We start from the raw sequence: 14,145 nt of genomic DNA on the forward strand, positions 1-14,145 counted from the left end.
TGCCGAGATGAACTTTTCCGCCTGGGCCATCCGCAATCCGATCGCACCGATCCTGGGATTCGTGCTTCTGACGATTGTCGGCATCCAGTCCTTCTTCACACTGCCAATCACACGGTTTCCGAACATCGACGTACCACTGGTGGCAATCACGGTCGTCCAGTCCGGCGCCGCTCCTTCGGAGATCGAAGCCCAGGTCACCAAGGAAATCGAGGACGCGGTCGCCGGCATCACCGGCGTCGACGATATCATGTCGACGGTATCCGACGGCATTTCCACGACCAATGTGATCTTCCGCATGGAGGTGCCGACCGACCAGGCGGTTCAGGACGTCAAGGATGCCATCGACCGGGTGCGTGGCGACCTGCCCGCCTCGGTGGAAGAACCGATCGTCACCCGCGTCGATGTCGAGGGCCAGGCGATCATGACGTTTGCTGTCAATGCGCCCGACATGACGCTGGAGGAAGCGTCGTGGTTTGTCGATGACACCATCAAACGGGCGCTGCAGGGCCAGCGCGGCGTCGGCAAGGTGGATCGCTATGGCGGTGCCGACCGGGAAATCCGCATCGAACTCGATCCAGCCAGGCTTGATTCCTATGGCATCACCGCAGCCGATGTGAACCGGCAGCTCAGGGCGACCAATGCCAATCTGGGCGGCGGCCGCGGCGAAATCGGCGCCCGCGAACAGGCGATCCGGACACTGGGCGACGCCCAGGACACCCAGGCCCTGGCCAACACCACGATTGCCCTGCCGAACGGCCGTTATGTCAGGCTCAGCGAGCTCGGCACCGTCCATGACACTTACGAGGAACTCAGATCCTTCGGCCGTTTCAACGGCGACCAGGTGGTCTCCTTCGCCGTGTTCCGCTCCAAGGGCGCCAGCGAGATTTCCGTGTCCGAAGTGGTGACGGAGACGCTTGATGAGATCCGCGCCGACTATCCGAATGTGCAGCTGACCCCTGTCGACGACACGGTTTTCTACACCTATGGCAACTACGAATCTGCTCTGCACACGCTGGTCGAAGGCGCGCTGCTTGCGGTTCTGGTGGTGCTCTTGTTCCTGAGGAACTGGCGGGCAACGCTGATTGCAGCCGTGGCGTTGCCGCTGTCGGCGATCCCGACATTCTATGTCATGGAGCTGCTCGGCTTCTCGCTCAACCTCGTTAGCCTTCTGGCCATCACCCTGGCGACGGGTATTCTTGTCGACGACGCGATCGTCGAGGTGGAAAACATCTCGCGGCATATCCGCATGGGCAAGACGCCTTACCGGGCCGCGGTCGAGGCTGCCGACGAGATCGGGCTGGCGGTGATCGCCACCACCTTCACCATCATCGCGGTGTTCGTGCCGGTGTCGTTCATGCCCGGCATCCCGGGACAGTACTTCATACAGTTCGGCATGACGGTGGCCGTGGCGGTGATGTTCTCGCTGCTGGTGGCGCGGCTGATCACGCCGATGATGGCCGCCTATCTGATGCGCGACAGCGACGCCCACGAAGAGGCCGAGGGCGGCGGTCCGGTGATGCGCGGCTATACCTGGTTTATTTCCAAGACCCTGCGCTGGCGGTACACCACGCTGCTTGCAGCCATCGGATCCTTGTTTGTCGCGGTCTATTTCATGGCCCAGGTGCCGGGCTCGTTCCTGCCGCCGGAAGACGTGTCGCGGGTGTCGATCAGCGTCGAGCTGCCACCCGGCGCGACGCTCGACGACACCGACGACACCACCAGCGCGATGTTCGATATCATCAAGGACGTCGAAGGTGTCGAAAGCGTCTTCATTCTCGGCGGCACCTCGCCGCGTGGCGAACTCGACATCCGGCGGGCTTCCGTATCGGTGCAGCTTGAAAAGATCGAGCATTCGATCGTCAAGAAGGTGGTCAACGGCCTCGTCGGCGCGGTTCCTTTCGTGTCCGACTCCCTGCCGCGCATGGAAGTTCTGGGCCGGACCCGTTCCCAGGCCGAGATCGAAACCGAGATCTTCGACAAGCTGGCCGTCATTCCCGATATTCGCGCCTACAAGCTCAACGATCGTGGCGAACGCGATCTGAGCTACAACGTGATTTCAAACGACGACGCGGCGATCGACCGTGCCGTCGCCATTCTCGAACCCAGACTGAAAGCCGAAAGCGTGCTGTCGAGCGTCAGCGTGCAGGGCTCGCTGCCCCGTCCGGAAGTGCAGATCCGTCCGCGTCTTGAAGAAGCCGCGCGGCTGGGCGTGACCACGGCACAGATCGCCGAAACCGTTCGGGTCGCCACCATTGGTGACATTGACGCGGCACTCGCCAAGATCTCGCTCGACAACCGGCAGATCCCGATCCGGGTGCAGCTCGACCCGGCCTACCGGACCGATATCGACCGGATCGGCAATCTGCGCATCCAGACTTCCAGGGGCGTGTCGGTTCCGCTCAAGACCGTGGCGGATATCGTCATCACCCAGGGCCCCTCGACCATCAAGCGCTTCAACCGCGAGCGGCAGGCAACGATCGGTGCCAGCCTGCCGATCGGCGTGGCGCTCGATACGGCCAAGAGCCGGTTCAACGAGATCGTCCAGTCGACCGAACTGCCGGCCGGCGTTCAGGTACTCGAATCTGGCGATGCGGAAGTCCAGAACGAGCTGATGGACAGCTTCCTCAACGCCATGCTGATGGGGCTGTTGCTGGTGCTGACCGTGCTGATCCTCTTGTTCAAGGACGTGATCCAGCCGTTCACCATCCTGTTTTCGCTGCCGCTCGCCATCGGCGGTGTCGCCGCGGGCCTGATCCTGACCAACAATGCGCTGTCGATGCCGGTGCTGATCGGCATCCTGATGCTGATGGGGATCGTCACCAAGAACGCCATCCTGCTGGTCGATTTCGCGGTCGAACTGATCCGCTCGGGGCGGGATCGCGTCGAAGCGATGATCGAGGCCGGCCAGAAGCGGGCCAGGCCGATCGTGATGACCTCGATCGCCATGTCGGCGGGCATGCTGCCAAGCGCGCTCGGCGTCGGTGAAGGCGGCTCGTTCCGCGCGCCGATGGCGATCGCAGTCATTGGCGGGATCATGGTCTCCACCGTTCTCAGCCTGGTGGTGGTGCCGTCGTTCTTCCTGATCATGGACGACCTGTCGCGACTGCTGAGCCGGATCTTCAGCCGCTTTGTCGGCCCGAAGGAAGACGAGATCGAGGTTCTCGAGCCAGAAGCGATGACCGTTGCGATCGGTGAGAACAGTGAAGAGATCGCCGAGCTGCGCGAGCGGCTGGCGCGGCTCGAAGGCCAGTCCGAACGTTCGCCCCCGAAGCTGGTGATCAGCCAGCAGGCAGCGGAATGATCACAAACCGGCGCTGACAACAGCGCCGGTTTTTTCTTGTCCGGATTTCAGACTCCCAGGAATTCGGTTTCCACCTCGCGGGTGAGACTTGCCGGCGGGCCGGTCCAGACGGTCTCGCCGCGGGCGAGAATGACGCACCGGTCGGCCACGGCGCGGAGCTCCGAGAAGCCTTTGTCGATCACCAGAATCGACTGACCACCCTGCTTGAGCCTGGCGATCGCCGCCCAGATTTCGTGGCGCACCACCGGCGCCAGCCCCTCCGTCGCCTCATCGAGAATGAGCAGTCGCGGATTGGTCAGCAAGGCGCGGGCAATCGCCAGCATCTGCTGTTCGCCGCCCGACAGCGTCGCCGCACTCTGCGTCAACCGCTCGCCCAGACGCGGGAAAAGTTCCGTGGCCTTGTCGATGTCCCAGGGGCCGGATCGGGCCGAGGCCATGAGGTTTTCGGAAACCGAGAGATTGGCAAAGCAGCGACGCCCTTCGGGCGCTAGGCCGATGCCCAGCCGTGCAGCCCGGAATGAGGGCAGCGCGGTAACATCGCGGCCGTCAAAGCGGATCTCGCCGCGGGTGGTGCGCAGCATACGCGTGATGGCGCGCACGGTGGTGGTCTTGCCCATGCCGTTGCGGCCCATCAGCGCCACCAGCTCGCCCTCGGCGATTTCCAGTTCGACGCCGAACAGCGCCTGCGATGCGCCATAGAATGCCTCGAGTTTTTTTACCTGAAGCAGGCTCATGCCGCATCCTCCCCGAGATAGGCAGTGCGCACTTCGGGATGATTGCGGATCTCGTCGGCGGTGCCACGGGCGATGATCTTGCCCGAGACCAGGACCGAGATGCGGTCGGCCAGCTGGAAGACGGCATCCATGTCGTGCTCGATGAGCAGGATCGGTGCTTGCGTGCGCAGCTTGTCGAGAAAGCCGATCAGCTTGGCTGAGCCCTCCTGGCCGAGACCGGCCATCGGCTCGTCCATCAGGAAGATGCGCGGGCGCATGGCCAGCGCCATGGCGATTTCCAGGAGCCGCTTCTCGCCATGCGAGAGTTCGCTGACGCGGACAGCCGCACGGTCGCTCAAACCGACACGATCCAGCGCCTCCATCGCCTCGTCGATCAGTTCCCTGTCGCGGGAAACCTGGCGGAAGAAACCGAAGATCGATTTGTGCCGGGCCTGGGCCGCGAACATGACATTGCCGCGCGCCGAGAAATCCGGGATCAGCGAGGAAACCTGGAAGGTGCGGGTAAGCCCCAGCCGTGCGCGTTCGATCTGGTCGAGATCGCTGATCTCGTGGCCATCAAATCGGATCGAGCCGGCATCGGCGGCGAGCTCGCCGGCAACCAGCTTGATCAGGCTCGACTTGCCGGCGCCGTTGGGGCCGATCAGGGCATGGATCTCGCCGGGCCTCAGATCGAGGTCGACGGCATCGGTGACCTTGAGGGCGCCGAAGGATTTGCTCAGCCCGGAGAGCTCCAGTACCGGTTCAGTCATGGCGCACCCTCCCCGCGACCAGGCCAATGAAGCCACCCCGAGCGAACAGAACGACGGCCAGCAGCGCCGCGCCCAAGAAGAACTGCCAGTGCTCGGTGATACTGCCGAAGGCATGTTCGAACAGCACGAACAGGCAGGCCCCGACCACCGGGCCGAACAGCCGTGCAACGCCGCCCAGAATGATGAACACCATGATCTCGCCGGAAAGATGCCAGGACATCATCGTCGGACTGACGAAACGGTTGAGATCGGCATAGAGCGCGCCGGCGAGGCCGGTGACCATGCCGGATATCACGAAGGCCGCGAGCTTGATCCGGTAGGGCGACAGGCCGAGTGCGGCGACGCGACCCTCGTTCTGGCGGACGGCCTGCAGTGCCATGCCGAAGCGCGCACCGGTCATTTTCCACTGTGCCAGCAGCACCACGATCAGCACCGCGTAGCAGAGCAGGAAGAAATCGAGCGGACGAAGCGTGTTGAGACCCGGGAAGGCATTGCGGACATAGATCGACAGGCCATCCTCGCCGCCATAGGCCGGCCAGGAAATGGCGAAATAGTAGATCATCTGCGCGAAGGCCAGCGTGATCATGATGAAGTAGACGCCGGACGTGCGCAGGCTCAGCGCCCCTATCACCAGCGCCGCCAGGCCGCTGACCAGAACCGCGACCAGCCACAGCACCAGCATCTGGTTGGTGCCGTTGATGACGAACGGCGATGTCATCAGCGGCTCGTAGGTCTGATGGTGGCTGGCGAGAATGCCCACGGCATAACCGCCAACACCAAAAAATGCCGCGTGGCCGAAGGAGACGAGACCGCCAAGCCCCAGTGCGATGTTGAGACCGACGCCGGCGAGCGCCAGGATGGTGGCACGGGTGGCGAGCGTGACGAGGAACGGCTCATCGGCAAAATGGGCGACAAGCGGCCCACCGAGAAGGATCAGCGCCAGCAGGATGTTGAGACGATGTTCGGTGACAAACTCAGGCATTGGCAGGAAACAACCCCTTTGGCTTGAACACCAGAACGACGGCCATCAGCAGATAGATCAGCATCGAGGCGATCGCAGAGCCGACGCCGCGGGCGGCGGAGGCTTCCATCACATTGGCCAGCAAGGTGGGCAGCAGGAAGCGCCCCAGCGTATCGACGAGACCGACGATAAGGGCCGCCACAAGCGCGCCGCGGATCGAGCCGATGCCGCCAATGACGATGACGACGAAGGCGAGAATGAGCACCGGCTCGCCCATGCCGATCTGCACCGACTGGATGGCGCCGATCAGCGCGCCGGCAAAGCCCGCAAGGGCTGCGCCGAGGGCGAAGACGACGGTGTAGAGAAAGCGAATGTCGACCCCAAGCGCCGCGATCATTTCGCGGTCGGCCTCGCCGGCTCGGATCTGCATGCCCAGCCTTGTGCGGCTGATCAGCAGTCCAAGCCCGGCAGCGACCGCAAGGCCTGCGATGATGATCGCCAGCCGGTAGGCGGGATAAAGCATGCCGCCGGGCAGCGTCACCGGGCCGGACAGGAAGGCGGGCGGGTCGAGATAGAGCGGGAAGGATCCGAAGACGAAGCGGACACCTTCCGAAAACATCAGCACCAGTGCGAATGTGGCAAGCACCTGATCGAGGTGATCGCGGTCATATAGCCTGCGGATGACAATGATTTCGACCAGCGCGCCCAGGGCGGCGGCAGCGGCAAGGCTGGCGACCAGCCCGATCCAGAAGGAACCGGTCCAGGCAGCGACCGCCGCGCAGACGAAGCCGCCGACCATGAACAGCGAGCCATGGGCAAGATTGATCAGTCCCATGACCCCGAAGATCAGGGTCAGGCCGGCCGCCATCAGGAACAGCATGACGCCGAGTTGCAGGCCGTTGAGGATCTGCTCGAGAAAAAGGGCAACGGTCATCGTCTACCGGGCTCGCACCAGTGAGAATGCATGTCGCGTTCAAATGGCTCCATTCGAGCGATAGCGCACATGCATTGGTTCAACAGGCAACAGCGGACTTTGCGCATCCGACCGGATGCGCGGCGCTGTCGGAAACAAACCGGGCGGACCATGGGAGGTCCGCCCGGCAAGGACGATTGACGATCACATCTTGCAATCAGCCGCGTAGGCGTCAGCGTGATCTTCAAGGGCAACGCCGATCAGCTTGTTGGTGAAGACATCACCCTCCTTGACCACTTCGCGGACATAGATGTCCTGGACCGGGTGATTGTTCGAACCGAACTTGAAATCACCGCGGGTCGACTTGAAGTTGGCGGCCTTCAGGGCTGCGCGGAACGCATCCTTGTCAGAGATCGGGGCCGCATCCATGGCCGAGATCAGCAGGTTGGCGGTGTCGAAGCCCTGGCTGGAATAGAGCGAGGGCAGACGGCCGTAGGCTGCCTGATAGGATTCAACGAACGCCTTGTTGGTTTCGTTGTCGATGTCCTTGGACCACTGCGAGGTGTTCTTGACGCCGAGCGCTGCATCGCCGACGGCCTGCAGAATGTTCTGGTCGAAGGAGAAGGCGGGGCCGAGCAACGGCACGTCAACGCCGGCGCCGGCATACTGCTTCATGAAGGCAATGCCCATGCCGCCGGGCAGGAAGAAGAAGACGCTGTCAGCGCCGGAAGCGCGGATCTCGGCGATTTCGGCGGCATAGTCGGTCTGGCCGAGCTGGGTGTAGATCTCCTTGACCACCTCGCCCTTGAAGAAGCGCTTGAAACCGGTCAGCGCATCCTTGCCGGCCGGGTAGTTCGGGGCCAGGATGAAGCTCTTCTTGAAGCCTGCGGTGGTGGCGTAGGCGCCCATGCCTTCATGCAGGTTGTCGTTCTGCCAGGCGACATTGAAATAGTTCTCGTTGCAGCCTGCGCCTGCAAGCGCCGACGGGCCGGCATTCGGGGAGAGGTATATCTTGCCCTGGGCAACCGCGCCCGGAACAACGGCCATCGCCAGGTTGGACCAGATGATGCCGGTCATGATGTCGACCTTGTCTGACTGGATCAGCTTGTCGGCAAGCTGCACGGCGAGGTCGGGTTTCTGGGCGTCGTCCTCGACGATCAGTTCGATGTCGGTGCGGCCGGACTGCTTCAGCGCCAGCTCGAAGCCGTCGCGCACGTCGATGCCGAGCGAGGCGCCGCCACCCGAAAGTGTGGTGATCATGCCGACCTTGACCGGCTCTGCAGCGGCCATCGATACACCGGCGAGCAGCGACGCGGCAGCCGCCAGACTCATGACTGTCTTCTTCATTGATTTTTCCTCTCTGTGTTTTGTGCAGCGCCGGCCTTGTTGCGGTCCGGTCGAAGCCATTTTATCCCCTTCAGGCGACGATTGCATGTGATGCCGGGCAAATCCCGCCAGCCAGCACATGCATGCGTTGTTTCGAATGCCGGAGCGGCTTTCAACGCCAGAAGACGCCGTCTGACGCTCCGATCATCGCCATTGACTGCGACCTTATCAGCCGATTTGAAGAATTCCAGTACTTTTTTTAAGCTTAAAATAAATAAGGGTGCAGCGTGATTGTCCCTTGCACCCGGGCGCCGGGCATGGTTCCAAGGGGAAAACGGTTGTCATCCGGCAAGGCAAGAGGAGATCGGCGATGCAGTGTTTTTTCGTGGAGTTTCAATGCAAACTTGGCCAGGCCTACGCGGTGGCCGATGAAATCGCCAATCGCGAGATCGCGTCCGAAATCTATTCGGTCAGCGGACAGTTCGACCTGATGGCGAAATTCTACATCGAGGACGATGTCGACATCGGCCGGTTCGTCGCCGACAATCTTCACACCGTTCCGGGCGTCGAGCGGACCCACACGATCCTGACCTTCAAGGCGTTCTGAGCAGGCCGGGGGAGTTTGTCCCTCGGTCACGAGGTCCAGAAGGCGCGAAAACTGGTCATGACCGGAAAAAAGAGTGGTACGATTGGGTGGGCTCGAACCACCGACCTCCGGATCCACAATCCGGCGCTCTAACCAACTGAGCTACAACCGCACGCCAGCTGACAGGGACAATGTCCGTGCCGCTTTGTTGCCGCTCACATACTGGCAGCAGGTGGTTTTTGCAAGAGGTTTCAGGCCGGTTTTCTGAAATTCACCCGCTGAAAAATCCACCTGAAGGCGTCGAGGCGGCGGGTCCTGCAAACCGTGCACAAACGAAAAAGGCCGGACACAGGGTCCGGCCTTTTCTCATTTCAATGCAGGAAGAATTCAGGTCGGTGCCTGAAGACTTCAGGCAGCCTTGATTTCACTCATGGCCTTTTCGGCAACGGTCTTGGCCGGCTTGGAAACGTCTTCGGCGAGCTTGCGAGCGGCTTCCTGCATGGTCTTGGCCTGATCGGCCATCATTTCAGCCTGCTTGCGGAAGTAGCCGGTCTGCAGTTCGATCATCTGGGCGACCGACTTGACGCCGAGCAGGGCTTCCATGTGCGAGAGCGAGTGCTCGACATTGCCGCGGGCCGCGTCGATTGCCTTGAGGCTCAGATCGACCGTGCCAGCCTGGGCAGTTTCGAGCGTCGACTCGATGGCCTTGGTGGCGTCTTCGGCAACAGTCTTGGCCTTGGCGTAGGCTTCCTTGGTCTGGTTGACCGACTTGTCAGCCATTTCGCGGTAGCTGTCGGTCATCTTGCTGACGTCGAAGGTCGGGAATTCGAACATTTCTGCGGATGTGGTGGTTTTCTTGGTCGCCATGTCACTTCTCCTTGAAGCATCAGTGGGACCGTTCGTGGCCCCGTTTCAATTTCAAGAATTGTATAGCACAGCTTATTGTGCAGTGCAACATTTATTGTGCAACGCGCCATCCATTAACCGTTTCGAGACAAATGAGCGCGGTTGAGCGCCGGTTTGCTGGACCGCTGGCGGCGGCAAAGCTATTAATAAACCCTTAATTCCCCCGAGGAAGGGGACACACAGGCCCAAACTGGAATTCCACCCATGCCGGCACATCATTATCCGTTCATCGATCTTGCGGTCCATGCTTCCGTCCGCGATCACTTTGCCAAGGGCGATGCCGTGGCAGTGCTGAGCCGCGATCTCGGTGAGGTACTGTGGGCCAACGGCGCCGCGGCACAGCTTTTCGGCTTCTCCAACATCTATGATGTTCTGGACGAGGGGCTGGGCCGGCAGTCGTCGATGCGACGGCAAATCGAGAGCGCGGTCAGCGGGCTGTCGCGCACCGGCAGGCCGCAAAATTTCATGGTCCGCTCCGCAAGCGGCTTCTCGCGGGTGATGGCGCCCGCAAATCTTGAGGAAATTGTGCTCCCGGACGGCGCACAGGCTCTGCTCCTGACCAGCAGCCAGGCCGGGCAGCTGCTGGCGCCCGGCGCCCGGGCGCGGCAGATCATTGCCGGGTTCGAGGGCACGGGAACCCATGTCGCGGTTCTCGACGAACGCGGCCAGGTTCTGGCAGCCTCGAGCACATTCAACGAGATCGGTCTCGCCAAGGCCGATATCGAGCGGATGGTGGTGGATGTGGCCGACGCGCGCGACCGGCTGGTCAAACGGATGACGGACGCGCCAAACGGGGCGATGCCGACGGCGATCGGAAGGCTGGCTGACGATCCGGCACTCAACCTGCTGTTTGCCGTCGAACAGGCACCTGTCGACGACACCGTCGTTGCCTCGGCGGACACCGGCGCCAGGATCGACGATGACGCATCGGGCGAAGCGCACCAGGACCCGGTCCTGCAGGAGCAGACCGAAACCACCGACGAGGCAGAAACGGCGCCCGTTGAAACGGCCGAACACCCCGCGGACAATGAGCCCACGGGCGATGTTGGCGCAAACAGCGAGACGCCGGACGAAACGCCGGTCGAGGACCCTGCCCGCGGTGATGCGGAAAGCACGGATCAACCCGCGGCGGAGGAGCAGCCGCGGCGCCAGACCTTCTTCGATACCAGGCGGATCCGCGACGAACTCAATGCACGGCTGGCCAAGGCGGCGGAACGGGACACCGAAATCCCAACCGCCTTTGAGGACGCGCGCGGCCTCGAAGTGCCCCAGGAGCCGGATGATACAGACAATGATGCGGCAAGCATCGAAACCGGGAGCGCCGTTTCCGAAGACGACACCAGCACGGAACTGAGTTCCCGCGAACCGGGCGAAATTGCGGCTTCCGGCGAGGAGCTGGTGGCCCAAGACGACGAACCGGCCGACCCGGAATCCATCGCCACGGAAAACGATGCATCCGCTCAAGATGATGCGCCCGAGCTTGCGGATGAAACCTCCGCAGAGGACGACGTCTCAGGCGAGGAAGTGGACAACGAAGTCTCCGCCGATGGAGTCGTTGGGGATGGCGAGAACGTGCGCCCGGAAGAGGCTGGCGTGGAAGACGATCAGCCGGAGACGGAAGCCGAAGCAGACGTCGAACGGGACCTCATACCGGACGTAACGGCTGCCGCTGCCATGCCGGAGTTCCAGTTCGATCCCGACGCAAAGCCGGCGCGGTTCGTCTGGAAGATCAACCGGGATGGCGAGTTCAGCGAAGTCTCGCCGGAATTCGCCGCCGCCGTCGGTCCGCACTCGGCCGATATCATCGGCCGCAAGTTCCCGGACCTGGCGCGGGTGTTCAACCTCGATCCCGATCATGTCATTTCCGACCTGCTCAACCGTCGCGACACCTGGTCGGGCAAAACCGTGTTCTGGCCGATCCAGGGCACCGACCTGGTCACCCCGGTCGACCTGGCGGCGCTGCCGACCTACACCCGCGACCGCCGCTTCGACGGTTTCCGCGGCTTCGGCATTGTCCGGATCGGCGAGGCCCGTTCGGACCCGGAAGCGCTTGGCCTCGCCCTTGTGCCAGGACGCATGTCGCCTCTCGCTGATGAAACCGCCTCCGAGGGCGAAAAGCCGTTCGTCACCGAGGAAACGACCGGTGACGCCGCTTTAGAGATCGCGGGCGTGGATGATGATGCGGATCTCGAATTGCGCGATCTCGAGAAGGACATCGAGGACCTGGCCCAGATGGACGGTGTGGACGCCGGTTCGGACATCCTTGACGAGGAGGAAGCAGACGCTGGAGATCTGACCGACGATGCGGGCAACAGCCAGGACAAGATCGACGACAATGATCCGTTCCGCGGCGAGCGTCCGGCGATCCGCCTGGTGGAAACACCGATGCGGCGCGAGAGCGACAAGGTTATCAGCCTGGAAGCACACCGGCCGCGCCTGGCCCGCGAAAGCCTGTCGCCGGGCGAGCAGGCAGCCTTCCGCGAAATCGGCGCGCGGCTGAGCGAGACATCGACACCACCGGCAGACGCATCCGCGGAGACTCCGGAGGCAAAGTCCGAGTCTCCTGTCCCGGAACAGCCGGACACGCCTCAACCGTTCGGCAAGCGGGCAGAGCCACCGCGCGCGGATGACCAGTCCGGCATTGAAGACAAGGAAGCTGGTACGGACCAGGCCGAAAGCCCGGGGGACCAGGCGGAGACCGGTGCGGACGCAACCGAAGCGACGGGTTTGAGCGTCGCGGATGATGTGGCCGCAACCGCTCATGCAGGCGAGAGCGAAGCATCCGCCCCGGCAATGACCGACGAGCCTTCCGCCGAAAAGCCCTCCGTCGAAGAGTCCTCAGTCACCGGGACCGCCTCGCCCGCACCGCTGCCATCGGCGTTCGCGTTGCCGGCGCGCCAGGGCATGGCTTCGGGCATGGATGCGGGCATCATCGACGCGATCCCGGCAGCACTGCTGGTGCATTCCGGCGACGAGCTGATCCACGGCAATGCCGAATTCCTCGAGCTGACCGGTTACGGGTCACTTGCGGAACTGGCCGAACGCGGCGGTCTTGATCATCTGCTCGAACGCCCGGGCGAGAACGAGGCTTCCAGTGATGGCGGGCTGTTCGTGCGCCGTGGCGATGGCGGCAGGCGGGAAGTCACCGCCCGGCTGCGCTCGGTCAATTGGGGCGACGGCCAGGCTCTGCTGCTGGCGCTGTCGCCACGCGAAACCTTGCCCCCGGTCACCGCTCCTCTGGAGCTGGTCGGCGCGCAAGACGACGCTGCCGAAGAGCCGGAGCGGGATGAGGACGCGTTTCCCGAAACCAGCACACTGGCGATCGAGGCGCAGGAACTGCGCTCGATCCTGGAGACTGCCACCGACGGCGTCGTCATCCTCAACAATGACGGCAGCATCCGCTCGATGAACGGTTCGGCCTGCGCGCTGTTCAACTACGACGAGGCCGAGACCCGCGACCAGCCCTTCGCCATGCTGTTTGCCCATGAGAGCCAGCGCGCGGTGATGGATTATGTCGGCGGGCTTACCGATCACGGCGTCTCGAGCGTGCTCAATGACGGCCGCGAAGTGATCGGACGCGAGGCTTCGGGCGGCTTCCTGCCGCTGTTCATGACCATCGGCCGGCTGTCGGGCTCGAACGGCTATTGCGCGGTGCTGCGTGACATCACCCAGTGGAAACGCACCGAGGAAGAGCTGCGCAATGCCAAGCGCGCGGCCGAAACCGCCAACTCGCACAAGTCCGATTTCCTTGCCCGGGTCAGCCACGAGATCCGCACCCCGCTCAACGCCATCATCGGCTTTTCCGAAATGATGGTCGAGGAGCGGTTCGGACCGATCGGCAGCCCGCGTTATCTCGAATACGCCCACGACATCGGCAATTCGGGCAAGCATGTGCTCGACATCGTCAACGACCTGCTCGACATTTCCAAGATCGAAGCCGGCCAGGTGAGCATGGAGTTCGTGTCAGTCTCGCTCAACGACCATCTAGCCGAAAGCGTATCGCTGTTGCAGCCGATGGCCAACAGCCAACGGGTGATCATCCGCACCAGCCTGTCGGCCAGCGTGCCGGACGTCGTCGCCGACCAGCGCTCGATCAAGCAGATCGCACTCAACCTGCTGTCCAACGCCATCCGCTACACGCCGTCAGGCGGGCAGATCGTGGTGTCGACCTCCTATGAGCCGTCCGGCAATGTGATGATCCGTATCCGCGACACCGGCATCGGCATGAACCGCAAGGAACTGGAGCAGGCAATGAAGCCGTTCGGCCAGGTCGGCCCCGGACCGCGGCAGCGCGGCGACGGAACCGGTCTCGGACTGCCGCTGACCAAGGCGATGGTCGAGGCCAACCGCGCCCAGTTCGAGATTGTCTCGGCACCGGGCGAAGGCACGCTGGTGTCGATCTCGTTCCCGCCGCAGCGGGTGCTGGCCGATTGATGTGAGAATGTTTTCAGCCGGTTGAGCAAAAAAGACGGGGACCTGATCGGGTCCCCGTTGTGTAATTGCATCAGTGCTAACCAACACCTGGAAGGTAAAATTGAAACCCCAAGGTTGCCCACAGTAATGCGCGCAAATCCTTGCCCGGTCCTTGCCGGATTATTTAAGATTTTACTGAAATAGCCTGCTTCAAAAGGCTTGGTTAAATTCCGCGGTAAGGTTTTGTTAGGAAATA

At 62.6% G+C, this 14,145-nt stretch carries 9 protein-coding genes and 1 tRNA gene; 3 read left to right on the top strand and 7 right to left on the bottom strand.

What is annotated here, in order from left to right; genetic code table 11:
• The first annotated feature begins 7 nt into the window (after window positions 1-7).
• On the top strand, window positions 8-3,301 hold the full coding sequence (locus SPHINGO391_RS17760; protein ID WP_152010089.1) for an efflux RND transporter permease subunit: 3,294 nt from the start codon (window positions 8-10) through the stop codon (window positions 3,299-3,301).
• A 47-nt stretch (window positions 3,302-3,348) separates the two neighbouring features.
• Here the strand turns inward: SPHINGO391_RS17760 and SPHINGO391_RS17765 are convergent, their stop codons facing one another.
• From SPHINGO391_RS17765 to SPHINGO391_RS17785, 5 genes are all read right to left on the bottom strand, one after another.
• On the bottom strand, window positions 3,349-4,035 hold the full coding sequence (locus tag SPHINGO391_RS17765; protein ID WP_152010090.1) for an ABC transporter ATP-binding protein: 687 nt from the start codon (window positions 4,033-4,035) through the stop codon (window positions 3,349-3,351).
• Window positions 4,032-4,784, bottom strand: coding sequence for an ABC transporter ATP-binding protein (locus tag SPHINGO391_RS17770; protein ID WP_152010091.1), 753 nt, complete (start codon window positions 4,782-4,784; stop codon window positions 4,032-4,034). The genes SPHINGO391_RS17765 and SPHINGO391_RS17770 overlap by 4 nt, the downstream gene beginning before the upstream one ends.
• Window positions 4,777-5,766 (bottom strand): branched-chain amino acid ABC transporter permease, encoded by a 990-nt coding sequence (locus SPHINGO391_RS17775; protein ID WP_152010092.1) that lies wholly within the window; start codon window positions 5,764-5,766, stop codon window positions 4,777-4,779. The genes SPHINGO391_RS17770 and SPHINGO391_RS17775 overlap by 8 nt, the downstream gene beginning before the upstream one ends.
• A complete protein-coding gene (locus tag SPHINGO391_RS17780) occupies window positions 5,759-6,679 on the bottom strand; it encodes a branched-chain amino acid ABC transporter permease (protein WP_152010093.1) in 921 nt (306 codons plus the stop codon). The genes SPHINGO391_RS17775 and SPHINGO391_RS17780 overlap by 8 nt, the downstream gene beginning before the upstream one ends.
• Before the next feature lie 183 nt (window positions 6,680-6,862).
• On the bottom strand, window positions 6,863-8,005 hold the full coding sequence (locus tag SPHINGO391_RS17785) for an ABC transporter substrate-binding protein (protein ID WP_152010094.1): 1,143 nt from the start codon (window positions 8,003-8,005) through the stop codon (window positions 6,863-6,865).
• A gap of 349 nt (window positions 8,006-8,354) precedes the next feature.
• Between SPHINGO391_RS17785 and SPHINGO391_RS17790 the strand changes: the two genes are divergently transcribed.
• Complete coding sequence (locus SPHINGO391_RS17790) at window positions 8,355-8,591, top strand: Lrp/AsnC ligand binding domain-containing protein (RefSeq protein ID WP_152010095.1); 237 nt, start codon at window positions 8,355-8,357, stop codon at window positions 8,589-8,591.
• A 74-nt stretch (window positions 8,592-8,665) separates the two neighbouring features.
• On the opposite strand, the gene SPHINGO391_RS17795 is transcribed toward SPHINGO391_RS17790, so the two are convergent.
• Window positions 8,666-8,742: transfer RNA gene (locus SPHINGO391_RS17795), tRNA-His, on the bottom strand.
• A gap of 236 nt (window positions 8,743-8,978) precedes the next feature.
• Window positions 8,979-9,437 (bottom strand): phasin family protein, encoded by a 459-nt coding sequence (locus SPHINGO391_RS17800; protein ID WP_152010096.1) that lies wholly within the window; start codon window positions 9,435-9,437, stop codon window positions 8,979-8,981.
• 243 nt (window positions 9,438-9,680) lie between these two features.
• Here SPHINGO391_RS17800 and SPHINGO391_RS17805 point away from each other — a divergent pair, with 243 nt between their 5' ends.
• A complete protein-coding gene (locus SPHINGO391_RS17805) occupies window positions 9,681-13,910 on the top strand; it encodes an ATP-binding protein (protein WP_152010097.1) in 4,230 nt (1,409 codons plus the stop codon).
• The last annotated feature ends 235 nt before the right edge of the window (window positions 13,911-14,145 follow it).

It is taken from the genome of Hoeflea sp. EC-HK425 (assembly GCF_902498795.1).
Taxonomy (GTDB): Bacteria; Pseudomonadota; Alphaproteobacteria; order Rhizobiales; family Rhizobiaceae; genus Hoeflea; species Hoeflea alexandrii.